Source organism: Streptomyces ortus, assembly GCF_026341275.1.
Classification (GTDB): domain Bacteria; phylum Actinomycetota; class Actinomycetes; order Streptomycetales; family Streptomycetaceae; genus Streptomyces; species Streptomyces ortus.
Genome location: NZ_JAIFZO010000002.1, coordinates 3,197,750 through 3,221,540, shown reverse-complemented (window position 1 = coordinate 3,221,540; position 23,791 = coordinate 3,197,750). Strand labels below are relative to the sequence as shown.

Genomic DNA, 23,791 nt, shown 5'->3' with positions numbered 1-23,791 from the left:
CCTGGAAAGGATCCTCCGGCGACGGACGGACCGTCTGGAGCGCTTCGCGTACGAGGATCCCGGCGTGCCCGATCTCCGTGGCGGCGGCCGGTATCTGTGGTGGCTGGTCACCCGGCAGCCGGGGCGGTCGGTGGCGGGTGCGGTGCTGGCCACCGTCTGGCTGGTGCTCATGGCACTGACGCCGTATCTGCTGGCCCGGGCGATCGACGACGGTCTTGAGCCGGGCGACCTGGCGGCGCTGGCCTGCTGGTGCGCCGCGCTGCTGGGCCTCGGGGTGTTCAACGCCGTGGTGGGCGTGCTGCGCCACCGCACGATGACCAAGGTCCGGATGGACGCCAACTTCCGTACGGTGAAGCTCGTGGTCGGGCAGGCGACCCGGCTGGGCGCCGGGCTGTCCCGGCAGACGGGGACCGGCGAGGTCGTCACGATCGGCGTCGGCGACGTGCTGACGATCAGCGGGGCCCTGACCGTGGTGGGGCCCGGCGTCGGCTCGGTCGCCGCCTATGTCGTCGTGGCCGGGCTGCTGCTGTCCGTCTCGCCGCCGCTGGCCGCGGTGGTCCTGGTCGGCATCCCGGTGATCGTCGTCCTCATCGGCCCCCTGATGGGGCGGCTGCGGGGCGCGGAGACGGAGTACCGCGAGCTGCAGGGCACGCTGACCGCGCGGATCGGGGACCTCGCGGGCGGGCTGCGGGTCCTCAACGGCCTCGGCGGGAAAAGGCTGTTCGCCGACGCCTTCCGCCGGGACTCGCGGTTGCTGCGGGACCAGGGGTACCGGGTCGGGGCGGTGACCAGTTGGCTCCAGGCGCTCGGGGTGGGGCTGCCGACGGTGTTCCTGGCCGTGGTGACCTGGCTGGCGGCCCGGTTGGCGGCCCAGGGCTCGCTCACCGTCGGCGAGTTGGTCTCCGTGTACGGCTATGCCGCGGTCCTGGTGGGCCCGGTGGCGTTCTTCGTCGAGTGCGGCCAGCAGATCAGCCGGGGCGTGGTGGCCGCCCGGCGCGTCGTACGCTTCCTGGCCCTGGAGCCCCTGATCGCGGACGGCTCCCCCGCGGGCCCGGCGAAGGACTCCCCGGCGGGTCCGGCCGAGAACTCTGCTGCGGGTCCGGCTGAGAACTCCTCCGCGGCCCCCGCCGCCCGTCCCCCGCTGGACGCCCCGGCCGAGCCCTCGGTGCTGCACGATCCGCGGTCCGGGGTCCGCGTGGTGCCGGGCGCGCTGACCGCGCTGGTCGGCGCCCGGCCGGCCGAGTCCGCCGCCGTGGTCGACCGGCTGGGCCGGTACGTGGAGTCGGCCGCCACCTGGGGCGGCGTCCGGCTCGACGCGATCGCCCTGCCGCGGATACGCGAGCGCGTCCTGGTCGCCGACAACGAGGCCGACCTGTTCGCGGGCACCCTGCGCGAGCTGCTGGCCGGCCGCCTCGACCCGCACGGTCCGAGCGGCGCGGACGACGCGGCCGTCGGCAGGGCCGTACGCGCGGCCGTCGCGGACGACATCGTGCTCGGGCTGCCCGACGGGCTCGACTCGGCCGTGGACGCGCAGGGCCGCAGCCTCTCCGGAGGCCAGCGGCAGCGCGTACGCCTCGCGCGGGCCCTGCTCGCCGACCCCGAGGTGCTGCTCGCGGTCGAGCCCACCTCGGCGCTCGACGCGCACACCGAGGCCGCGGTCGCCGCCCGGCTGCGTGCGGCGCGCGCCGGCCGCACGACGCTCGTCACCAGCACCTCGCCGCTGGTGCTCGACCACGTGGACACCGTGTACTACCTGGTCGACGGCGAGGTCGCGGCCGTCGGCGGACACCGCGAACTCCTGGCGAGCGAACCGGGATACCGGGCGCTGGTGGCCCGCGACGCGGACCCGGACGGCGGGGAGGCCGGGAACACCGGCGGGTGGGACGCGCAAGAGACACAAGACGCACAAGAGGCGCAGGAGGCCGGCGGGACGGGAAGGGCGGCAGCTGCGGAAAAGGCCGTGCGGTGAGCGCGCGGCTGCCGGTCGCCGGACCGGCCGAGGTGCGCGCCGCCGCCGCCCGCCTGATCCGCGCGGACGGCCGCGCCTTCACCGCCGTACTCGTCCTGAACGCGCTGGCCGCCGCCGCCGGGCTGGCCGGTCCCTGGCTGCTCGGCCGCATCATCGACGAGGTCAGGGCCGGTGCCGGGGTCGCCGCCGTGGACCGGCTTGCGCTCGTCGTCCTGGTCTGCGCGCCCGTCCAGTTGCTGCTGGCGCGGGCCGCCCGCTTCGTGGGGCACCGGTTCGGGGAGCGGACGCTGGCGCGGGTGCGCGAGGAGTTCGTCGACCGGACGCTGGCCCTGCCCGCGTCCGTGGTGGAGCGGGCGGGCACCGGGGATCTGACGGCCCGGGGCACCGCCGACGTGGCCGCGGTGGGCACGACCCTGCGCGACGTGGGGCCCGAGCTGCTGATCTCCTCGGTGGAGGCGCTGTTCCTCATCGGCGCGGTCTTCCTGCTCGATCCGCTGCTGGGCGTCTGCGCGGTGCTGGCCCAGGCCGGTATCTGGTGGGCCCTGCGGTGGTATCTGCGCCGGGCCCGCCCCGCCTATCTGGCCGAGGGCGCCGCCACCTCGGAGGTCGCCGAGATCGTCTCGGCCACCACGGCCGGCGCGCGCACGGTCGAGGCGTTCGGGCTGCAGCGGCGGCGCGTCGCCGCGAGCCGCGACGCACTCGACGCGTCCCGCCGCACCCGCATGCGCACGCTGGACCTGCGGTCGGTGTTCTTCCTGTCCGTGGAGATCTCGAACGTCCTGCCGGTGGCCGTCGTCCTGCTGGTGGGCGGCGCCCTGCACGCGCGGGGCGCGATGAGTGTGGGCGCCGTCGTCGCGGCGGCCCTGTATCTGCGCCAGTTGGAGTCACCGCTCGACACGATCCTGATGCGGGTGGAGCAACTGCAGAGCAGCGGCGCCTCGTTCGCACGGGTGGAGGGCCTCGCCCGGGCCCCGCGCACCGGGGCGGGCTCGCCGTCGGGAACGCCGTCGGGAGCGCCGTCGAAGGCCTCCGCCCCGGTGGACGACCGGATCGACGTACGGGGGGTGCGGTACGCGTACGAGCGCGGCGGTGAGGTGCTGCGCGGAGTCGACCTGACCGTACGGCCCGGGGAGCGGCTGGCCGTCGTGGGCCCCTCGGGCGCCGGGAAGACGACCCTGAGCCGGCTGCTCGCGGGAGTCGACGTGCCGGGCTCCGGCAGCGTGACGGTCGGCGGGGTGCCGATCGCCGGGCTGGACCCGGAGCAGCTGCGGCGGCAGGTCGTGCTCGTCACCCAGGAGCACCACGTGTTCCTGGGCTCGGTCCGCGACAATCTGCTGATCGCCGATCCGGCCGCCGACGACGCCGCGTTGTGGGCGGCGCTCGCGGCGGTCGGCGCCGACGACTGGGTCCGTGAACTGCCGGACGGGCTCGGCACGGAGCTGGGCCCCGGCGGCCGTCCCCCGGCCGCGGGCCACGCCCGGCCGCCGGGCGGGGCGCCCGTCACGGACGGTTCCCGGGCCCAGCAACTGGCGCTGGCCCGGGTGGTGCTGGCCGACCCGCACACCCTGATCCTCGACGAGGCCACGGCACTGCTCGACCCGGCGACCGCACGGCACACGGAGCGCGCGCTGGCCGCCGTACTCGAAGGGCGCACCGTCATCGCCATCGCGCACCGGCTGCACACCGCGCACGACGCGGACCGGGTGGCCGTGATGGAGGACGGCCGGCTGACCGAACTCGGCACGCACGAAGGTCTCGTGGCGGCCGGCGGTGCCTACGCGGCGCTGTGGCACTCGTGGCACGGCGAGCACCCGCCCGGCTCCTGACTCCCCCTGATCTCCGCGGGGCGGTCCGGTGCTGCGGCAACCGGTCCGTATACCGAACATGACCATCCGGACAACGGAGCCTTTCCGGCCAACTTCTTGATGCGCACCTGACAGAACACCCGATCTCCTGCCACTCTTCCCACGACCCACCCGCAGCAACCTCACAGGAACCGCTGTGGCGTACAGGCACAAGCACGTGGTTCTGCGTTCCGTCTGTTCTGCGTTCCGTCCTGTTCTGCCCGGACGGCTCTCGGCCGTCCGGTCCCCCCTGGCCACGCGTTCGTGGCCACGCAGAAGGAGTCCGTGTTGAGACGCACCTCCCACAGACCCACCGCCCGTTCCCTCCCCCGCAAGGCGACGGCCGGCGCGCTCGTCGCCGTCGCCGCCCTGCTCGCCGCGGCCGTCCAGACGGGCGCCGCGACCGCCGACGCCCCACCCGCCCCGGGCAAGCTCGACAAGGGTTCCCTCGCCATCAAGCTCTCCCCCGCCCAGCGCGCCGCGCTGCTGAGCGACGCCGACTCCGCGAAGGCGGACACCGCGGCCGACCTCGGCCTGGGCGCCAAGGAGAAGCTGGTCGTCCGTGACGTCGTCAAGGACGCGGACGGCACCGTCCACACGCGCTACGAGCGCACCTACGCCGGACTCCCGGTCCTCGGCGGCGACCTGGTGGTCGACACCGCGAAGTCGGGGAGGACGGAGGGCGTCACCCGGGCGGTGAAGGCCCGGCTCACGGGACTCGCCACCAGCGCCGCGGTGAAGCCGGCGGTCGCCGAGAAGCAGGCGCTCAGGGCGGCCTCGGCCGAGGGCTCGAAGAGGACCGAGGCCGACGGGGCCCGCAAGGTGATCTGGGCGGCGAGCGGCAAGCCGACGCTCGCGTACGAGACGGTCGTCGGGGGCCTCCAGCACGACGGCACCCCCAACGAACTGCACGTCATCACGGACGCGGCCACCGGCGAGAAGCTCTACGAGTACCAGGGCGTCGACAACGGCACGGGCAACACCCAGTACAGCGGCTCGGTGACGCTCGGCAGCGCCCAGTCCGGGTCGACGTACAACCTCACGGACACGACCCGCGGGAACCACAAGACCAACAACCTGAACCGCGGCACGTCGGGCACCGGCACGCTCTTCTCCGGGCCGGACGACGTGTGGGGCAACGGCGCCGCCTCGAACACCGAGACGGCCGCCGCGGACGCCCACTACGGGGCCGCGCTGACCTGGGACTACTACAAGAACGTCCAGGGCCGCACGGGCATCCGCGGCGACGGCGTCGGCGCGTACTCCCGCGTCCACTACAGCAGCAACTACGTCAACGCGTTCTGGCAGGACTCCTGCTTCTGCATGACGTACGGCGACGGGTCGGGCAACGCCAAGCCGCTCACGTCGATCGACGTGGCCGCGCACGAGATGACGCACGGCGTGACCGCGAACACCGCGGGGCTCGTCTACAGCGGCGAGTCGGGCGGACTGAACGAGGCGACCTCCGACATCTTCGCGGCGGCCGTCGAGTTCTACGCGGGCAACAGCTCCGACGTGGGCGACTACCTGGTCGGCGAGAAGATCGACATCAACGGCAACGGCACCCCGCTGCGGTACATGGACAAGCCGAGCAAGGACGGCGCGTCCAAGGACAGCTGGTACTCGGGGATCGGATCGGTGGACGTCCACTACTCCTCGGGCCCCGCGAACCACTTCTTCTACCTCCTCTCGGAGGGCAGCGGCGCCAAGACCGTGAACGGCGTCGCCTACGACTCGCCGACCTCGGACGGTCTGCCGGTCACCGGCATCGGCCGGGAGAAGGCCGCGCTGATCTGGTTCAAGGCGCTCACCACGAAGTTCACCACCACGACCAACTACGCGGCGGCACGCACCGGCACGCTCGCGGTGGCGGGTGAGCTGTACGGCACCACCAGCGCCGAGTACACGGCCGTGCAGAACGCCTGGGCCGGCATCAACGTCGGCACCCGGCCGGGCGGCGGGGGCGGCGGCACGTCCTTCGAGAACACGACCGCGGTATCGATTCCGGACAACGGAGCCGCCGTCACCTCCTCGATAACTGTTTCCGGCCAGGCCGGAAACGCCCCCTCCAACTTGATCGTGACGCCGAACATCACCCACACCTGGCGCGGTGACCTGGTCATCGACCTGGTGGCACCGGACGGCTCCACGTACCGCCTCAAGTCCTTCAGCTCCTCGGACTCCGCGGACAACGTCACCGAGCCCTACACGGTCAACGCCTCGACCGAAGTCGCCAATGGCACCTGGCAGTTGAAGGTCCAGGACCAGGCGGCACAGGACACCGGCAGGATCAACAGCTGGAAGATCACCTTCCCGCAGAGTTAGCCGCGCGACCCCGGATCACAGCGGGTGCCGCCCCGGGACCGACGTCCCGGGGCGGCACTGCTTTGCCCGTGCTTTGCCGTCGCCTTGCTCCTCGATTCCGGTTCCGTTGCCCGGTCTTTGCGGGCGATCAAGTCCGCAATGCGTACGCCGATCTTCGGGCAGCGGACGATTTCCGGCCAACCTCCAGATGCCCCGCTGACATGTACGCGACCTAGCTGGCACTGTTCACCTCGCACGGCAGGCACACCCGCACCGCAACTTCACCGCAGTCCGGCCGCTTCCCCATACCGGTCGGTCACCCCCCACGAAGGAGCTTGTGTGACCCCCCTCTACGCGCGTCGCCACCGCACCACGCTCGCCATCGCCACCGCTGTCGCGGCCGGTGCCCTCCTCACCACCGGTCTGACCACCGCCGCCGCCCAGACCCCGGCGGAGACCTCCGACGCGACCCTCGCCGCGGCGCCGGTCCAGCTGACCCCGGCGGCCCGTACGACCCTCATCGCGAAGGCCGACGCCGCCACCACGGAGACCGCCGACGAGATAGGTCTCGGCGCCAAGGAGAAGCTGGTCGTCAGAGACGTCCTCAAGGACGCCGACGGCACCACCCACACCCGCTACGAGCGCACCTACGCGGGTCTCCCGGTCCTCGGCGGCGACCTGGTCGTCCACGAGACCAAGGCCGGGAAGACCACGGGCGTGACCAAGGCGACCAAGGCGACCATCAAGGTCACCGACGTCACCCCGTCCATCGCCAAGTCGGCGGCCGAGAAGCAGGCCGTGTCCGCCGCGAAGGCCGAGGGCAGCAAGAAGTCCGCCGCCGACAAGGCGCCCCGCAAGGTCGTCTGGGCGGCCGACGGCAAGCCGGTCCTCGCCTACGAGACGGTCGTCGGCGGCTTCCAGCACGACGGCACCCCGCAGGAGCTGCACGTCGTCACCGACGCCGAGTCGGGCAAGAAGCTGTACGAGTGGGAGGCGGTCAAGACCGGCATCGGCAACAGCCAGTACTCCGGCAAGGTCACCATCGGCACCTCCCTGTCGGGCTCGACGTACCAGCTCAACGACACCTCGCGCGGCTCGCACAAGACGTACAACCTGAACAGGGGCACCTCAGGCACCGGCACCCTGTTCACCGACGCGGACGACACCTGGGGCACGGGCGCGGCGTCCAACACCCAGACCGCCGCGGTCGACGCGCACTACGGCGCCCAGGTCACCTGGGACTTCTACAAGAACGTGCTCGGGCGCACCGGCATCAAGAACAACGGCGTCGCGGCCTACTCCCGCGTCCACTACAGCACGGCGTACGTCAACGCCTTCTGGCAGGACTCCTGCTTCTGCATGACGTACGGCGACGGCGCGGGCAGCGCCAAGCCGCTCACCTCGCTGGACGTCGCGGGCCACGAGATGAGCCACGGCGTGACCGCGAACACCGCGGGCCTCAACTACAGCGGCGAGTCGGGCGGTCTGAACGAGGCCACCTCCGACATCTTCGGCACGGCGGTCGAGTTCTACGCGGCCAGCTCGTCCGACGTCGGCGACTACCTCATCGGCGAGAAGATCGACATCAACGGCAACGGCACCCCGCTGCGGTACATGGACAAGCCGAGCAAGGACGGCGCGTCCAAGGACAGCTGGTCGTCCAGCCTCGGCTCGGTGGACGTGCACTACTCCTCCGGCCCGGCGAACCACTTCTTCTACCTCCTGTCGGAGGGCAGCGGCGCCAAGACGATCAACGGAGTCAGCTACAACTCCACGACGTCCAACGGCACGACGCTCACCGGCATCGGCCGCGACAAGGCCATCAAGATCTGGTACAAGGCGCTCACCGAGTACATGACGTCCACGACGAAGTACGCGGGCGCCCGTACGGCGACGCTGAGCGCGGCGTCGGCGCTGTACGGCTCGACGAGCACCGAGTACAAGGCGGTGGCGGCTGCCTGGTCCGGCGTGAACGTGGCATGACGCTCCGCTAGCGGTGCGCGGGGCGGTACCCGGGACGAGATCGGTCCCGGGTACCGCCCTACTCTTGGTTCCCATGCCCTTCACGTACGAGGACGTGGGCGCGACCCGCGACGGCCGGTGCCCACCCGGCTTCCACCCGCTGCACGTCCGCACCCGCATAGGAGAGGGCCACGAGGTCTTCACCTCCGCCTCCCAGGCGGTCATGACCTGGGAACTCCACAAGGCGGCCGGTGTCACCATCACGACGGACGCCCCCGAGGCCGCCCCGGGCGTCGACGTGACGGTCGGTCTGGGCTCCCTCATCAAGGCGCCCTGCCGGGTGGTCTGGACCCTCGACGAACCCCGCCGCGCCGGCTGGGCCTACGGCACCCTGGCCGGCCACCCGGAGTCCGGCGAGGAGGCGTTCGTGGTCGACCGCACGGGCGACGGCACGGTCTGGCTGACCGTGACCGCCTTCAGCCGCCCGGCGAAGTGGTACACCCGCGCGGGCGGCCCGGCGACGCGCGGCCTGCAGCACGCTTACGCGCGGCGGTGCGGGGCGGTGCTGCGGCGGATGTGCGCGGAGTTCGACCAGGCGTAGGCCCCGGCCGCCGCACCCGCCCTCGCCGCACGCCGCCTCGCCTCACCACATCCCGCCTCTCCACACCCCGGCTCACCGCATCAGCACCCCCGCTCCCTCCACCAGCTCCTCCGCCGGGACCGCCACCAGGCCCAGTTCCGCGTTGGAGGCGAGGAGCCGGTGGGCCGGGAGGATGCGGACCGTGTAGCCGAAGGGGCCGGTGCGGTCGAGGGCGAGCGGGCCCTCGTAGAGCCAGCGGCCCTCCGCGTCCGGGCCGCCCGCCGGTTTCAGCGGGAACGTCGTGCCGTCCGTGATGCGGTCCTCGGAGTCCACGCGGCCCGAGACCGCCTGGACCTCGACGTCGTCCGGGGCCAGGTCGCCGAGGCCGACGAGGACCCGCAGGGAGAGCGTCGAGCCCAGTTCGGCCGTGGCGGTCGCGGCCGTCGTCTCGACGTGGTCGACCGTGATGTGCGGCCAGGCCGCCCGCACCCGCGACTTCCACCCCGCGAGCTCCCTCGCGGACGTGTGGTCCATGGAGCGGTGGGCCAGGGCCGCCGGGGTGTAGAGGCGTTCGACGTACTCGCGGACCATGCGTCCGGCCAGGAGCTTGGGGCCGAGGTGGGAGAGGGTCTGGCGGACCATCTCGATCCAGCGGTCGGGCAGTCCGGCCTGGCCGAGTTCGTAGAAGCGCGGGGCCACCCGCTGTTCCAGCAGGTCGTAGAGGGCGGCGGCCTCCAGCTCGTCGCGGCGGTCGTCGTCGACCGCGGTGCCGTCCGCGGTGGGGATCGCCCAGCCGAAGTCCGGCTGGAACCATTCGTCCCACCAGCCGTCCAGGACCGACAGGTTGAGGCAGCCGTTCAGCGCGGCCTTCATGCCGGAGGTGCCGCACGCCTCCAGGGGGCGCAGCGGGTTGTTGAGCCAGATGTCGCAGCCGGGGTACAGCTTCTGCGCCATCGCCATGCCGTAGTCGGGGAGGAAGACGATGCGGTGGCGTACGCGCGGGTCGTCCGCGAAGCGCACCAGTTCCTGCACGAGACGCTTGCCGCCGTCGTCGGCCGGGTGGGCCTTGCCCGCCACCACGATCTGCACGGGCCGCTCGGAGTGCAGCAGCAGGTCCATGAGCCGGTCGCGGTCCCGCAGCATCAGCGTCAGGCGTTTGTAGGAGGGGACGCGGCGGGCGAAGCCGATCGTCAGGACGTCCGGGTCCAGTACGCCGTCGATCCAGCCCAGTTCGGCCGTCCCCGCGCCCCGCTGCCGCCAGGACGCGTACAGCCGCTCCCGTACCTCCGTCACCAGTTGCTCGCGCAGGGAGCGGCGCAGCTCCCAGATGTCCTGGTCGGGGATGTCGGCGACGGCGTCCCAGCGGTCGGAGCCGCCGACGGTCAGGGCGTCCTCGGTGCGCTGCGCGCCGATCTGCCGGGCGCCGAGCCGGAACACCTCGGGGGCCACCCAGGTGGGGGCGTGGACGCCGTTCGTCACGGAGGTGATGGGGACCTCGGCCGGGTCGAAGCCCGGCCACAGGCCCGAGAACATCTCCCGGCTGACCTGGCCGTGCAGGACGGAGACGCCGTTCGCGCGCTGGCCGAGCCGCAGTCCCATGACGGCCATGTTGAAGAGGTTCGGCTCGCCGCCCGGGTAGGTCTCCATGCCGAGGCGCAGGATGTGTTCGACGTCGATGCGCGGGAGTTCCGCGTCGGGTCCGAAGTGGCGGGCCACCAGCTCCCGGTCGAAGCGGTCGATGCCGGCGGGCACGGGGGTGTGGGTCGTGAAGACGGTGCCGGCCCTGACCGCCTCCAGCGCGGCCTCGAAGTCGAGGTCCTCGTAGGACAGTTCGTGGATGCGCTCCAGGCCGAGGAAGCCCGCGTGGCCCTCGTTCGTGTGGAACACCTCGGGCTTCGCGTGGCCGGTGAGCCGGCAGTACGTGCGCACGGCCCGCACCCCGCCGATGCCGAGCAGCATCTCCTGGAGCAGCCGGTGCTCGCTGCCGCCGCCGTACAGCCGGTCGGTGACGCCGCGCTCGCCGAGGTCGTTCTCCTCGACGTCGGAGTCGAGCAGCAGCAGGGGCACCCGGCCGACCTGGGCCAGCCAGATCCGCGCGTGCAGGGCCGTACCGCCGGGCAGGGCCAGGGAGACCTGGGAGGGGGTGCCGTCGGCCTCACGCAGCAGGGAGACGGGCAGTTCGTTGGGGTCCAGGACGGGATAGTGCTCCTGCTGCCAGCCGTCCCGGGACAGGGACTGGCGGAAGTAGCCGTGCCGGTAGAGCAGTCCGACGCCGATCAGGGGTACGCCGAGGTCGCTGGCGGCCTTGAGATGGTCCCCGGCGAGGATGCCGAGGCCGCCGGAGTACTGCGGGAGCGCGGCGGTGATGCCGAACTCGGGTGAGAAGTAGGCGATGGCGGCGGGGAGTTCGGGCGGCTGGGACTGGTACCAGCGGTCCCCCGTCACGTAGTCGTTGAGGTCGTCGGCGGCGGCGGACAGCCGCCTGAGGAACCTTCGGTCGCCGGCCAGCTGGGCCAGCCGTCCGGACGACACGCTCCCGAGGAGCTGTACGGGATCGCAGCCGGAGGCGGTCCAGCGTTCGGGGTCCACGGACTGGAAGAGGTCACGGGTCTCGGCATGCCAGGACCAGCGCAGGTTGCGCGCCAGATCGCTGAGGGGGTGGAGGGCTTCCGGGAGTACGGGACGCACGGTGAACCTGCGGATGGCCTTCACGGGCTTCCACCTTCACAAAGGGCGTGTTCACAAAGGGCGTGTCACCAAGGACGTACGGACGTCACCCACGACGGTAGCGGCGTGGAGCGTTCCGCGGAGTGCCGTGCCGGGGCTCGGTGGCGCACTGCGGGTCCGGTGGGGGGCGCGATCGGCCGGGACGCGTGGACGGTATGGCCGATTCCGCCCCGCCGTGCGGCCTTGTGGGGGTTCGCACCGCACGAGAGGCTGCCGCATGTCGACGAGGGGAGCGCACACCATGCGAGTGACGCGCACACGGCGGCTGCACCGGGCGGGAGGGGTGACCGCGGTCCTGACGGCCGCGGCGGTCTCGGCTCCCGCCCTGCCCGCGCACGCCGCGCACGAGGGCCGGATCACCGGCAGTGCGGGAGCCGGCTCCGTCGGCGGCAGTTACATCGTGACGCTCAAGGCGGCCACGAAGGCTCCGTCGAAGGCGGGCAGGGCGGTCGCCACCACGTACGGAGCGAGAACAAGCCACACCTGCAGCACGGCGCTCAACGGCTACGCGGTGCGGGCCGGCGAGCGGCAGGCGCGCCGCCTGGCCGCCGACCCCCGGGTCGCCTCGGTCGCCCGGGACGCCACGGTGAGCGTCGTCGCCGATCCGAGCCTGGGCGGTCCCCCGGACCCGCGGTTGGACGCCGCCGTACGCGACTCCATCGCGTCCGGCGTCACGTACACGGTCGCGGCCGGCAACGACGACGGCCCGGCGGACCTCGTCTCACCGGCCCGCGTCGAGGAGGCGAACACGGTCGGGGCGAGCGACCGGCAGGACGCCAGGGCGTACTTCTCCAACTGGGGCGCGCGGCTCGACCTGTTCGCGCCGGGCGTGGACGTCACCTCCGCCTCGCACTCCGGCGACTCCGGTACGGCGGCCTTCTCCGGTACCTCGATGGCGTCGCCCCATGGCGCCGGCGCGGTCGCGCCGTATCTCGCCGATCATCCCTCGGCGACCCCGGCGGAGGTCGGCGAAGCCCTCGTCGACCGGGCCGCCGCCGGGGAGCTGTCGGACGTGGGACCGGCCTCCCCCGACAAGCTCTTGCAGGTCAGCGACTTTTGACCAAGTACTCGTTCATCGACCGGTCTCGTCCCGCGAATCCCGGGTAGATGCTTCAAGGATCAGTAGACGCATCGCACATCAGTGGCGGATTCCCCGGGGGCGAGGCCGGTCTTGTGTGTGGACATACGCGCGAGTAGTTAACAAAGTGCCGGATTGCCCACCCGAAAGGGGAGGGAAGGCTCCCTCGGTACGCACTACAGGAACCACCTCCCCACACTCTCATCCGCCCACCCACGTTGACGCGGACAGGAGCGGTCATGCCCGCCAAGCACCACCAGCCGTCACCACCCCCGACGCCCGGCATCACACCACCCCCGGATCCGGGGGAGAAAGCGGACCGCCCACCGGCACCGAAGACCCGGACCGCCGAGCGGGCGAATCCGGCGGAACCGACCAGGGCCACGGTGTCCGGCCCCGAGCGGGCCGCCCCCGCGGCCCCCGCCCCCACCCCCGAAAGCACCTTCGTGAGCACCCCCGTGATCGGCCGCATCCCCGTCCTGGACGTACGTCCGCTCGTCCTGGGCGGCCGGCGCCCCGCCAAGGCCGTGGTGGGAGAGTCCTTCGAGATCTCCGCGACGGTCTTCCGGGAGGGCCACGACGCGGTCGCCGCGAACGTCGTCCTGCGGGGCCCCGAGGGCCGCACGGGCCCCTGGACACCCCTGCGCGAACTCGCACCCGGCACGGACCGCTGGGGCGCCACTGTCTCCGTACCGGCGCCCGGCCTGTGGACGTACACCGTGGAGGCCTGGAGTGATCCGGTCACCACCTGGCGCCACCACGCCCGGATCAAGATCCCGGCGGGCATGGACACCGAACTGGTCCTGGAGGAGGGCGCGCTGCTGTACGAGCGTGCCGCGGCCGGGGTGCCGAAGAGCAAGGGCCGACGGGCGGCGATCCTCGACGCCGTGGAGGCTTTGCGCGACACGGGCCGTCCCCCGGCGGCCCGGCTGGCCGCCGCGCTCACCCCCGACGTGAACCATGTCCTCGCCCGCCACCCCTTGCGCGAGCTGGTCACCGCCGCCGACCCGCTGACCCTCCAGGTCGAGCGCGAGCGGGCGCTGTTCGGTTCCTGGTACGAGTTCTTCCCGCGCTCGGAGGGCGCGGTGGTAGAGCCAGGAAAGCCACCGGTCAGCGGTACGTTCAAGACGGCGGCCCGGCGGCTGCCCGCGATCGCCGGCATGGGCTTCGACGTCGTCTACCTGCCGCCGATCCACCCCATCGGCACGACCTTCCGCAAGGGCCCCAACAACACCCTGGACCCCGGCCCGCACGACGTCGGGGTGCCGTGGGCGATCGGCTCACCGGAGGGCGGGCACGACGCCGTCCACCCCGACCTCGGCACGATCGACGACTTCGACGACTTCGTCCGCCGCGCCGCGGAACTGGACCTGGAGATCGCGCTCGACTTCGCGCTCCAGTGCTCACCCGACCACCCGTGGGTGGAGAAGCATCCGGAGTGGTTCCACCACCGCTCCGACGGCACGATCGCTTACGCGGAGAACCCGCCGAAGAAGTACCAGGACATCTATCCGATCGCCTTCGACAAGGACATGGCGGGCCTGGTGCGGGAGACACTCAGGGTGCTGCGGTTCTGGATGGGCCATGGCGTACGGATCTTCCGGGTCGACAATCCGCATACGAAACCGGTCATCTTCTGGGAAGAGGTGATCGGGGAGATCAATCGCACCGACCCGGACGTGATCTTCCTGGCCGAGGCGTTCACCCGCCCGGCGATGATGCACACGCTCGGCGCGATCGGTTTCCAGCAGTCCTACACCTATTTCACCTGGCGCAACACCAAAGAGGAACTGACCGAATACCTCACCGAACTCTCCGGTGACGCGGCCTCCCACATGCGGCCCAACTTCTTCGTCAACACCCCCGACATCCTGCACGAGTTCCTGCAGCACGGCGGCCGGGCCGCCTTCGAACTGCGCGCGGTACTGGCCGCGACACTCTCTCCGACCTGGGGTGTCTACAGCGGATTCGAGCTGTGCGAAGGCGTGCCGGTGCGCGACGGCAGCGAAGAATACCTGAACTCCGAAAAGTACCAACTACGTCCGCGAGACTGGGAGTCGGCAGAGCGAGAGGGCCGTAGCATCGCGCCCCTGATCGCCGAGCTCAATGCGATCAGACGCCGTAGCCCCGCCCTTCGAAAACTGCGTGACCTGCATTTCCATCACACGGACAAGGAGGCGGTGCTCGCGTACTCCAAGTCGGTCACGGACGCACGCGGATCGAACACGGTTCTGGTGGTCGTGAACCTCGACCCCCACCACACCCAGGAAGCCACGGTCTCGTTGGACATGCCACGACTCGGCCTCGACTGGCACGACTCACTCCCGGTGCGCGACGAGCTCTCCGGCGAGATCTACCCCTGGGGCAGGACCAACTACGTACGCCTGACGCCCGGCGACCGGGCCGCACACGTACTGACCGTCCTGCGACCGTCCTCACCGCCCACCGGAGGGTCACCCACATGACCGTCAACGAACCCGTCGAAGACAAGTTCGAAGACACCCCCGCCAAGGACCGCGACCCCGAATGGTTCAAACGCGCCGTCTTCTACGAAGTCCTCGTCCGCTCCTTCCAGGACAGCAACGGCGACGGCATCGGCGACCTCAAAGGCCTCACCGCCAAACTCGACTACCTCCAATGGCTCGGCGTCGACTGCCTCTGGCTGCCCCCCTTCTTCAAATCCCCCCTCCGCGACGGCGGCTACGACGTCTCCGACTACACCGCCGTCCTCCCCGAATTCGGCGACCTCGCCGACTTCGTCGAATTCGTCGACGCCGCCCACCAACGCGGCATGCGCGTCATCATCGACTTCGTCATGAACCACACCAGCGACCAGCACCCCTGGTTCCAGGCCTCCCGCAACGACCCCACCGGCCCCTACGGCGACTACTACATGTGGGCCGACGACGACCAGCAATACGCCGACGCCCGCATCATCTTCGTCGACACCGAAGCCTCCAACTGGACCTTCGACCCCATCCGCAAGCAGTACTACTTCCACCGCTTCTTCTCCCACCAACCCGACCTCAACTTCGAAAACCCCGCCGTCGTCGAAGAAATCATCTCCGCCCTCCGCTTCTGGCTCGACCTCGGCATCGACGGCTTCCGCCTCGACGCCGTCCCCTACCTCTTCGCCGAAGAGGGCACCGACTGCGAAAACCTCCCCGCCACCCACCAGATCCTCAAACAAGTCCGCGCCGAAATCGACGCCCACTACCCCGACACCGTCCTCCTCGCCGAAGCCAACCAATGGCCCGAAGACGTCGTCGACTACTTCGGCGACTACACCGCCGGCGGCGACGAATGCCACATGGCATTCCACTTCCCCGTCATGCCCCGCATCTTCATGGCCGTCCGCCGCGAATCCCGCTACCCCGTATCAGAAATCCTCGCGAAAACCCCCGCCATCCCCTCCGGCTGCCAATGGGGCATCTTCCTCCGCAACCACGACGAGCTCACCCTCGAAATGGTCACCGACGAAGAACGCGACTACATGTACGCCGAATACGCCAAAGACCCCCGCATGCGCGCCAACATCGGCATCCGCCGCCGCCTGGCCACCCTCCTCGACAACGACCGCAACCAGATCGAACTCTTCACCGCACTCCTGCTCTCCCTGCCCGGCTCACCGATCCTCTACTACGGCGACGAAATCGGCATGGGCGACAACATCTGGCTCGGCGACCGCGACGCCGTACGCACCCCCATGCAGTGGACCCCCGACCGCAACGCCGGCTTCTCCTCCTGCGACCCCGGACGCCTCTACCTCCCCACGATCATGGACCCCGTCCACGGCTACCAGGTCACCAACGTCGAAGCCTCCATGAGCAACCCCTCCAGCCTGCTCCACTGGACCCGCCGCATGATCGAAATCCGCAAACAGAACCCCGCCTTCGGCCTGGGCACCTACACCGAACTCCCCTCCTCCAACCCCGCCGTCATCGCCTTCCTGCGCGAATACAAGGACGACCTCGTCCTGTGCGTCCACAACTTCTCCCGCTTCGCCCAGCCCACCGAACTCGACCTCCAGACCTTCAACGGACGCCACCCCGTCGAACTCATCGGCGGCGTCCGCTTCCCCGCCATCGGCGAACTCCCCTACCTCCTCACCCTCGCCGGCCACGGCTTCTACTGGTTCCGCCTCCGCAAGGACGCCGTCTAGAGGGGGGTTGCGAAAGCCCCGGACGGGCACTCACAACGGACGGCGGGGCGGTTTCCCCCGCCCCGCCCTGGGCACGCAGTAGTAACACCCCGACTCCGGGGAAAGGACGCGACGCCAATGTCCGAAGCAGTCATCCGCTCAGCGCATTCCGCTTCGACGAGCCCCGGCCTTCTCGCGTCCCTCGATCCACTGCTTCGCGAGTGGCTTCCACGGCAGCGGTGGTTCGCGGGCAAAGGCCGTCCCGTCACCGGGTTCTCCCTGGTCTCGGCGACCGAGGTGCTGCCACTGAACTCCCGGCTCGGTCTGCTCCACCTGCTCGTACGGGCCCATCAGCCGCTCGTGCCCACACAGAGCGCACCCGCGCATCCGGCCGACTGCTACCAACTGCTGCTCGGCGTGCGCGAGACACTGCCGCCCCGGCTGGCGCCCGCGCTGATCGGCCATCCGACGCAGGGACCCCTGGCCGGACTGACCGTGTACGAGGCCCTGCACGACCCGCGGCCCGCCGATGTCCTCCTGGAGGCTCTGCGGAAACAGGCGCACATCGGCGAGCTGCGCTTCGAGCGGGACCTGGCGCAGGAGATCCGGGGCGATCTGGTGCCGCGCCTGGTGACCGCCGAGCAGTCGAACTCCTCCCTCGTCTATGGAGATACGTTCATCCTGAAGCTGCTGCGCCGGATCGTGCCCGGGGTCAACCCCGATCTGGAGCTGCCGCTGGCGCTGGCCCGCGAGGGCTGCGCACGGGTCCCGGCACCGGCCGGCTGGATGCTCGCGGAGCTGGCCGACGACCCCGTCGGCATGGGCGAGCCGGGCGACCCGTACGTCCTCGGTGTCCTGCAGCCCTTCCTCCAGGGCGCCACGGACGGCTGGGACCTGGCCCTGCGCGAGCTCGCCAAGGGTGAGGACTTCGGCGGTGCGGCGCGGGCGCTCGGCCGGGCCACGGCCGAGGTGCACACCGCGCTGGCCCGTGCGCTGCCCGAGGTGACCATGGGACGCGCGCAGATGGAACTACTGGTGGAGGGCATGACCGAGCGGCTGACGGCGGCCGTCCAGACGGTGCCCTCACTGCTGCCGTACGCGCCGGGGCTGCGGTCCGCGTTCGACGCGCTCGCCGATCTGGCGGGCGAGGGCCGGACGTGGACGGCCCAGCGGATCCACGGCGACCTGCATCTGGGCCAGTGTCTGCGGTCGCCGTCCGGAAACTGGTCGCTGATCGACTTCGAGGGCGAGCCCTCCAAGCCGCTCGCCGAGCGGCGCCTGCCCCAGCCGACCGCGCGGGACGTGGCCGGCATGCTCCGCTCCTTCGACTACGCCGCGCACTCGCTCCGGGCGGCGGGCACCCAGGGGTCCGCCGTGCCCGGCTGGGCGGACGCGTGCCGGGCCGCGTACTGCTCCGGTTACGCCGAGGCCGGCGGGCGTGATCCGCGGACGGATCCGGTGCTGCTGCGCGCGTACGAGACCGACAAGGCGATCTACGAGGTCGTGTACGAGGCACGGCACCGGCCCGACTGGCTGCCCGTGCCGATGGCAGCGGTCCGTCGGCTGTCCCTTCCCGAACCGTCCTGACCACCACCCCGACCCACCCCGCTCCACCTCTCACTGTGCCGAGGAGGCTCCGCCCGTGACGCCCCGCCCGAACCCGCCCGCCAAGAAGCCGAAGAGCTCGAAGGCCAAGGCAAAGGCCAAGGCCGCCGCCGACAAGGCCGCCGACAAGGCGAAGGTGCAGCCGGCGGTGGAGGAGGTACGGGCCGAGGTCACGGAGCCCGCGCCCGCACCGGCACCGGCGCCCGTACAGGCCGTACCGCCCGCCCAGCCCCTGCGGGAGGTGCGGTCGCTGGCCGTCCTCGACCGGGCCGACCGGGACCGGCTGCTCGGGGGCGCGCACCATGATCCGCACGCCGTGCTCGGGGCCCACCCGGTCCCCGACGGTGTGGTCTTCCGGGCGCTGCGCCCGTACGCGCTCGCCGTGAGCGTCGTCGCCGAAGGACTGCGGGCCGAACTGCACGACGACGGCGACGGGTTCTTCTCCGCCGTGCTGCCGCTGCGGGAGGTGCCGGAGTACCGCCTGGAGGTGGAGTACGAGGGGACGGTGCAGGAGGTCGAGGACGCGTACCGCTTCCTGCCCACGCTCGGCGACCTCGATCTGCACCTGTTCGGGGAGGGGCGGCACGAGCAGCTGTGGACGATGCTCGGCGCGGAGCCGATGGAGCACCAGGGCGTGTCCGGCACCCGCTTCTCGGTCTGGGCGCCGAACGCCCGCGGTGTACGGATCTCGGGGTCCTTCAACTTCTGGGACGGGACCGCGTTCCCGATGCGCTCGCTGGGCTCCTCCGGGGTGTGGGAGCTGTTCGCCCCCGGCGTGCGGGAGGGCGAGCTCTACAAGTTCGAGATCACCCGCCCCGACGGGACGAAGACGATGCGCGCCGACCCGATGGCGCGGCGCACGGAGCTGCCGCCCGCCACCTCGTCGGTGATCCACACCTCGCGTCATGAGTGGCAGGACGAGGAGTGGATGGCGCGCCGGGCCGACCGCCCGGCGCACGAGGCCCCCTTCTCGGTCTACGAACTCCATCTCGCTTCCTGGCGACCGGGCCTGACGTATCGTCAGCTGGCCGAGCAGCTGCCCGTCTACATCTCCGACCTCGGCTTCACGCACGTCGAACTGATGCCGGTGGCCGAGCACCCCTTCGGCGGCTCGTGGGGCTACCAGGTGACCGGCTTCTACGCGCCCACCGCGCGGCTCGGCACACCCGACGACTTCAAGTACCTCGTCGACGCCCTGCACCGGGCCGGCATCGGCGTGATCATGGACTGGGTGCCCGCGCACTTCCCGCGCGACGAGTGGGCGCTGGCCGAGTTCGACGGGCGTCCGCTGTACGAGCACGAGGACCCGCTGCGGGCCGCGCACCCCGACTGGGGAACCCTCGAATTCGACTACGGGCGCCGCGAGGTGCGCAACTTCCTGGTCGCCAACGCCGTGTACTGGTGCGAGGAGTTCCACATCGACGGGCTGCGCGTCGACGCGGTGGCCTCCATGCTGTACCTCGACTACTCGCGCGAGGCCGGCCAGTGGACGCCCAACGTCCACGGCGGCCGGGAGAACCTCGACGCGGTCGCCTTCCTCCAGGAGATGAACGCCACCCTCTACCGGCGCGAGCCCGGTGTCGTCACGATCGCCGAGGAGTCGACCGCCTGGGACGGTGTCACCCGGGCCACCCACCACATCGGTCCCGGCGGCTTCGGCGGGCTCGGCTTCGGGCTGAAGTGGAACATGGGCTGGATGCACGACTCGCTCGACTACGTCTCCCACGAGCCGGTCCACCGCAGGTACCACCACCACGAGATGACGTTCTCGATGGTGTACGCGTACAGCGAGAACTACGTCCTGCCGATCTCGCACGACGAGGTCGTGCACGGCAAGCGGTCGCTGGTGTCGAAGCTGCCGGGCGACTGGTGGCAGCAGCGGGCCACCCACCGGGCCTATCTGGGCTTCATGTGGGCCCATCCCGGCAAGCAGCTCCTCTTCATGGGCCAGGAGTTCGCGCAGGGCGCGGAGTGGTCGGAGGCGCACGGGCCGGACTGGTGGCTCCTCGATCCGTCGTACGGGGCCGAGGCCGATCACCGGGGTGTACGCGATCTCGTGCGCGACCTCAACGGGGTGTACCGGCAGGTGCCGGCTTTGTGGGAGCTGGACACCGATCCCGCGGGGTTCGGGTGGGTCGCCGGGGACGCGGCCGAGGACAACGTCTTCGCCTTCCTGCGGCTTGCGGCGGACGGCTCGCCGTTGCTGGCCGTGTCCAACTTCTCGCCCGTGGTGCGGCAGGAGTACCGGCTGGGGGTGCCGGATGATGTGCCCGCTTGGCATGAGGTGTTGAACACCGATGCGGGGCGGTACGGCGGGGGCGAGGAACAGGTCAGATGGACTGCGCCAAGGGCTTCGGGAGTGGGGTCGTGTGGAGGATGCCCAGGGACTGGGTCGCGCGGGTCAGCGCCACGTACAGGTCACTCGTACCGAAACACCCCGGCTCCACCACCAACACCGCATCGAACTCCAACCCCTTCGCCTGCCGCGGATCAAGCAGCACGACCCCGAGGGTGAGATCCGGCACCTCCCCCGCAACCACCCCGTCCAGCCGCGCGGCCAGCGCTTCATGCAGCGCCCGCGGCGCGATCACCGCGAGCCGCCCCTCCGCGGGAGCGAGCTCGGCGACGGCCTTCTCCACCGCGCCCGCCAGATCGGACGTCTCCCGCGCCCAGGGCCGCACCCCCGTGGACCGCACCGAACTCGGCGGCTCGAAATCCGCGCGCTCGGCACGCGGAACCACCGCCGCCACCTCCATGATCTCGGACGGCGTGCGGTAGTTGACCGCGAGACGGGTGTGCTCCCAGCGGTCCCCGACATAGGGGTGCAGGATGTCCGACCAGGAACCGACGCCCGCCGCCTCGGCCGTCTGCGCCGGATCCCCGACCAGCGTCATCGACCGCGTCGGACTGCGCCGCATCAGCAGCCGCCAGGCCATCGGCGACAACTCCTGCGCCTCGTCGACGATGATGTGCCCGAACGCCCAGGTCCGGTCGGCCGCGGCCCGCTCGGCGGCACTGCGGTGGTCGTCCTCCTCGTGGCGCTCGGCCATCCGTTCGGCGTCGATGATGTCGTGCGCGGACAGGACCTCCGCGTCCTCGACGTCCATGTCCTCGAATTCATAGGTCCTGGACGCGTACGAGACGTCCAGGACGCCCTGCGCGTAGGCGACCTGCCGGTCCCGTTCCTGCTCGGCGGCGGCGCGCGTCATCCGGTCGTCCTCGCCGAGGAGTTCGGCGGCCTCGTCCAGGAGGGGGACGTCGGCGGTCGTCCAGGCCCGGGTCACCGGACGGCGTACCGCCTCCGCGTCCGCCGCGGTGAGGTACGCGTCGGGCGCGGCGAGGAAGTCCGCGACGAGGCGCCGCGGAGTGACGCGCGGCCACAGCTGGTCGATGGCGGCCCAGACCTCGGGGTTCTCGGCGAGGTCGTCGCGGAGCTGCGTGATGTCGCTGGGGTCGAGCAGGTTCGTACCGTCGAAGGGGTCCGTGCCGATCCGCTCGGCGAGCATGTCGGTGAGGGTGTTGAAGATGTGGCCCTCGAAGTGTTCGCGGGCCACGTTGTGCGGCAGCCGCGTCTCCCGGGTGCGGTCGCGGGCGACGCCCACGAGGCCGGCGTCGAGCATCAGGATGTCCCGGTCGTGCTCGATGGCGATCACCGGGTCGGGCAGCGCCTGACGGTCGCGTACGACGGCGGCGAGGACGTCGGCCATGTCGGCGCGGCCCTTCACGGCGGCGGCCCCGGGGGTGTCGGAGGCGGTCGCCCGTACCCCGGGGAACAGTTCGCCGACGGTCGCCAGCAGGACGCCCGTCTCGCCGAGCGAGGGCAGTACCTCGCCGATGTAGCCGAGGAAGGCGGGGTTCGGGCCGACGATCAGGACGGCCCGCTTGGCGAGCAGTTCCCGGTGCTCGTAGAGGAGGTATGCCGCCCGGTGCAGCGCCACCGCCGTCTTGCCCGTGCCGGGGCCGCCCTCCACCACCAGGACGCCGCGGTGCGGGGCGCGGATGATGCGGTCCTGCTCGGCCTGGATGGTCTGCACGATGTCGCTCATCCGGCCGGTGCGCGCGGAGTTGAGCGCGGAGAGCAGCACGGCGTCGCCGGTCGGGTCCTCGTGGCCCGTGCGCAGCCGGTCCCCGAGGTCGAGGATCTCGTCGTGCAGGGCGGTGACGGTACGGCCCTCGGTGGTGATGTGCCGGCGGCGGCGCAGGCCCATGGGGGTGTGGCCGGTGGCGAGGTAGAAGGGACGGGCGACCGGGGCCCGCCAGTCGATCAGGATCGGGGTGTGCTCGGCGTCGTCGGCGCGGATACCGATACGACCGATGTGGTGCGTGGAACCGGAGGGTCCCGAAGAGACATCGGAAGCGGAGCCGGTGTCGGTGTCGGTGTCGGTGTCGGTGTCGGAAAGATCGATGCGGCCGAAGCAGAGTGAGCCGTCCACCGCGTTCAGCGCGGCGAGCAGGCCGGAGCGTTCGGCGACGAGGACGTCCCGTTCGAGGCGGGCCTGCATGGGGGTGCTGCCCTGTGCGAGGGCGTCGGTCACCGAGGCCTCGGTGCCGCCGCGCAACGCGTCGACGCGCGCGTACAGGCCGTCGACGAATTCCTGCTCGCGGCGCAATTCATCGTCCGGCAATCCATTGGTTGTGTCTGCGTGCGAGGCCCTGTTTGACAATTCCGCTCCCGGCCGGATATACTGCGAACAGTGAACTTCTTTGTGATCTGCTTTATGCAAGTCACGAATCATTCAATATACGCAGAGAAATCCCCCGTCGGCAATTGCCGATGGGGGATTTCTCTATTCCGTCTCCGTCAGAGGACGTCCGCCAGTTCTTCGAGCAGCCGCCGCTTGGCGCGGGCGCCCACCATCGACTTCACGGGCTGCCCGTCGCGGAACACCATGAGCGTGGGCATCGACAGCACCCCGTACGCGTTCGTGGTCTGCGGGTTCGTGTCCACGTCCAGTTGCACCACCTTGAGCCGGTCGCCCTCCTCGGCGGCCACGGCGCTCAGCACCGGCGCGATCTGCCGGCACGGCGGGCACCAGTCCGCGGTGAACTCCACCAGCACGGGCAGCTCCGCCCGGATCACCTCCGCCTCGAAGCTGTCGTCCGTCACCTCGGCCACACCCACTGCCTTGATCATCCTGTTCGCCCTCCCCGTTCGCACACGGGTTCCGGACCGCCCGGAACCGCCGCCTCGGACGCCAGCTCGTCCATCGCCCGCTCGGCGCGCGCCAGCTGCCCGCCGACCTGGTCGCGTACCGACCGCAGCTCGTCGATCAACGTGTCGAGCTCGCCCAGCTTGCGCCGGTACACGGCGAGCGAGGCCGGGCAGGCGTCGCCCTGCGGATGCCCGGCCCGCAGGCACTCCACGAAGGGCCGCGTCTCCTCCAGGTCGAACCCGAAGTCCTGCAGCGTCCTGATCTGCCGCAGCAGCCTCAGGTCGCCCTCGTCGTACGTCCGGTACCCGTTGCTGCCGCGTCGCGCGGGCAGCAGGCCCCGCGACTCGTAGTACCTGAGCGTGCGCGTGGTGGTCCCGGCCCGCTCCGCCAGCTCGCCGATTCGCATGCCGCGACGGTAGCCCTTGACG

At 71.2% G+C, this 23,791-nt stretch carries 13 protein-coding genes and 1 pseudogene; 10 read left to right on the top strand and 4 right to left on the bottom strand.

Features of this window, described 5'->3' with window-relative positions:
• The first annotated feature begins 1 nt into the window (after position 1).
• From K3769_RS17465 to K3769_RS17445, 5 genes are all read left to right on the top strand, one after another.
• Entirely contained in the window at positions 2–1,969 is a 1,968-nt protein-coding gene (locus K3769_RS17465) for an ABC transporter transmembrane domain-containing protein (protein WP_282566778.1), read from the top strand.
• A complete protein-coding gene (locus K3769_RS17460) occupies positions 1,966–3,795 on the top strand; it encodes an ABC transporter ATP-binding protein (RefSeq protein ID WP_267027341.1) in 1,830 nt (609 codons plus the stop codon). Before K3769_RS17465 ends, K3769_RS17460 begins: the two co-directional genes overlap by 4 nt.
• A 306-nt stretch (positions 3,796–4,101) precedes the next feature.
• Positions 4,102–6,138, top strand: coding sequence for a M4 family metallopeptidase (locus K3769_RS17455; protein ID WP_282566202.1), 2,037 nt, complete (start codon positions 4,102–4,104; stop codon positions 6,136–6,138).
• Between the two features lie 318 nt (positions 6,139–6,456).
• On the top strand, positions 6,457–8,100 hold the full coding sequence (locus K3769_RS17450; RefSeq protein WP_267027339.1) for a M4 family metallopeptidase: 1,644 nt from the start codon (positions 6,457–6,459) through the stop codon (positions 8,098–8,100).
• 73 nt (positions 8,101–8,173) lie between these two features.
• Positions 8,174–8,680 carry a DUF1990 domain-containing protein gene (locus K3769_RS17445; protein ID WP_267027338.1) on the top strand — a complete coding sequence of 169 codons (507 nt, stop codon included), beginning with the start codon at positions 8,174–8,176 and terminating at the stop codon, positions 8,678–8,680.
• Between the two features lie 72 nt (positions 8,681–8,752).
• On the opposite strand, the gene K3769_RS17440 is transcribed toward K3769_RS17445, so the two are convergent.
• On the bottom strand, positions 8,753–11,371 hold the full coding sequence (locus K3769_RS17440) for a glycosyltransferase family 1 protein (RefSeq protein WP_267027337.1): 2,619 nt from the start codon (positions 11,369–11,371) through the stop codon (positions 8,753–8,755).
• Positions 11,372–11,627: 256 nt separating this feature from the next.
• On the opposite strand from K3769_RS17440, the gene K3769_RS17435 reads away from it, so the two are divergent.
• The 5 genes and pseudogenes from K3769_RS17435 to glgB form a co-directional block, all read left to right on the top strand.
• Entirely contained in the window at positions 11,628–12,446 is an 819-nt protein-coding gene (locus K3769_RS17435) for a S8 family serine peptidase (protein ID WP_267027336.1), read from the top strand.
• A gap of 257 nt (positions 12,447–12,703) precedes the next feature.
• Positions 12,704–14,929: an alpha-1,4-glucan--maltose-1-phosphate maltosyltransferase gene (locus K3769_RS17430; protein ID WP_282566201.1), complete on the top strand. Its 2,226-nt coding sequence runs from the start codon at positions 12,704–12,706 to the stop codon at positions 14,927–14,929.
• Positions 14,926–16,626 (top strand): maltose alpha-D-glucosyltransferase, encoded by a 1,701-nt coding sequence (treS, locus tag K3769_RS17425; RefSeq protein ID WP_267027335.1) that lies wholly within the window; start codon positions 14,926–14,928, stop codon positions 16,624–16,626. The genes K3769_RS17430 and treS overlap by 4 nt, the downstream gene beginning before the upstream one ends.
• 117 nt (positions 16,627–16,743) lie before the next feature.
• Positions 16,744–18,192 (top strand): maltokinase N-terminal cap-like domain-containing protein, encoded by a 1,449-nt coding sequence (locus tag K3769_RS17420; protein ID WP_267027334.1) that lies wholly within the window; start codon positions 16,744–16,746, stop codon positions 18,190–18,192.
• A 55-nt stretch (positions 18,193–18,247) separates the two neighbouring features.
• Positions 18,248–20,527, top strand: a pseudogene (glgB, locus tag K3769_RS17415) (1,4-alpha-glucan branching enzyme); the annotation flags it as partial.
• Positions 20,528–20,540: 13 nt separating this feature from the next.
• Here glgB and K3769_RS41140 read toward each other — a convergent pair.
• The 3 genes from K3769_RS41140 to K3769_RS17400 all read right to left on the bottom strand — a co-directional run bounded on the left by K3769_RS41140 (position 20,541) and on the right by K3769_RS17400 (position 23,769).
• The gene (locus K3769_RS41140) at positions 20,541–22,892 is read right to left on the bottom strand and encodes a HelD family protein (protein ID WP_372515153.1); all 2,352 of its coding nucleotides are present in this window, start codon (positions 22,890–22,892) and stop codon (positions 20,541–20,543) included.
• A gap of 119 nt (positions 22,893–23,011) precedes the next feature.
• Positions 23,012–23,344 (bottom strand): thioredoxin, encoded by a 333-nt coding sequence (gene trxA, locus K3769_RS17405; RefSeq protein ID WP_282566200.1) that lies wholly within the window; start codon positions 23,342–23,344, stop codon positions 23,012–23,014.
• The gene (locus K3769_RS17400) at positions 23,341–23,769 is read right to left on the bottom strand and encodes a MerR family transcriptional regulator (RefSeq protein WP_267027333.1); all 429 of its coding nucleotides are present in this window, start codon (positions 23,767–23,769) and stop codon (positions 23,341–23,343) included. The genes trxA and K3769_RS17400 overlap by 4 nt, the downstream gene beginning before the upstream one ends.
• Positions 23,770–23,791 lie beyond the last annotated feature (22 nt).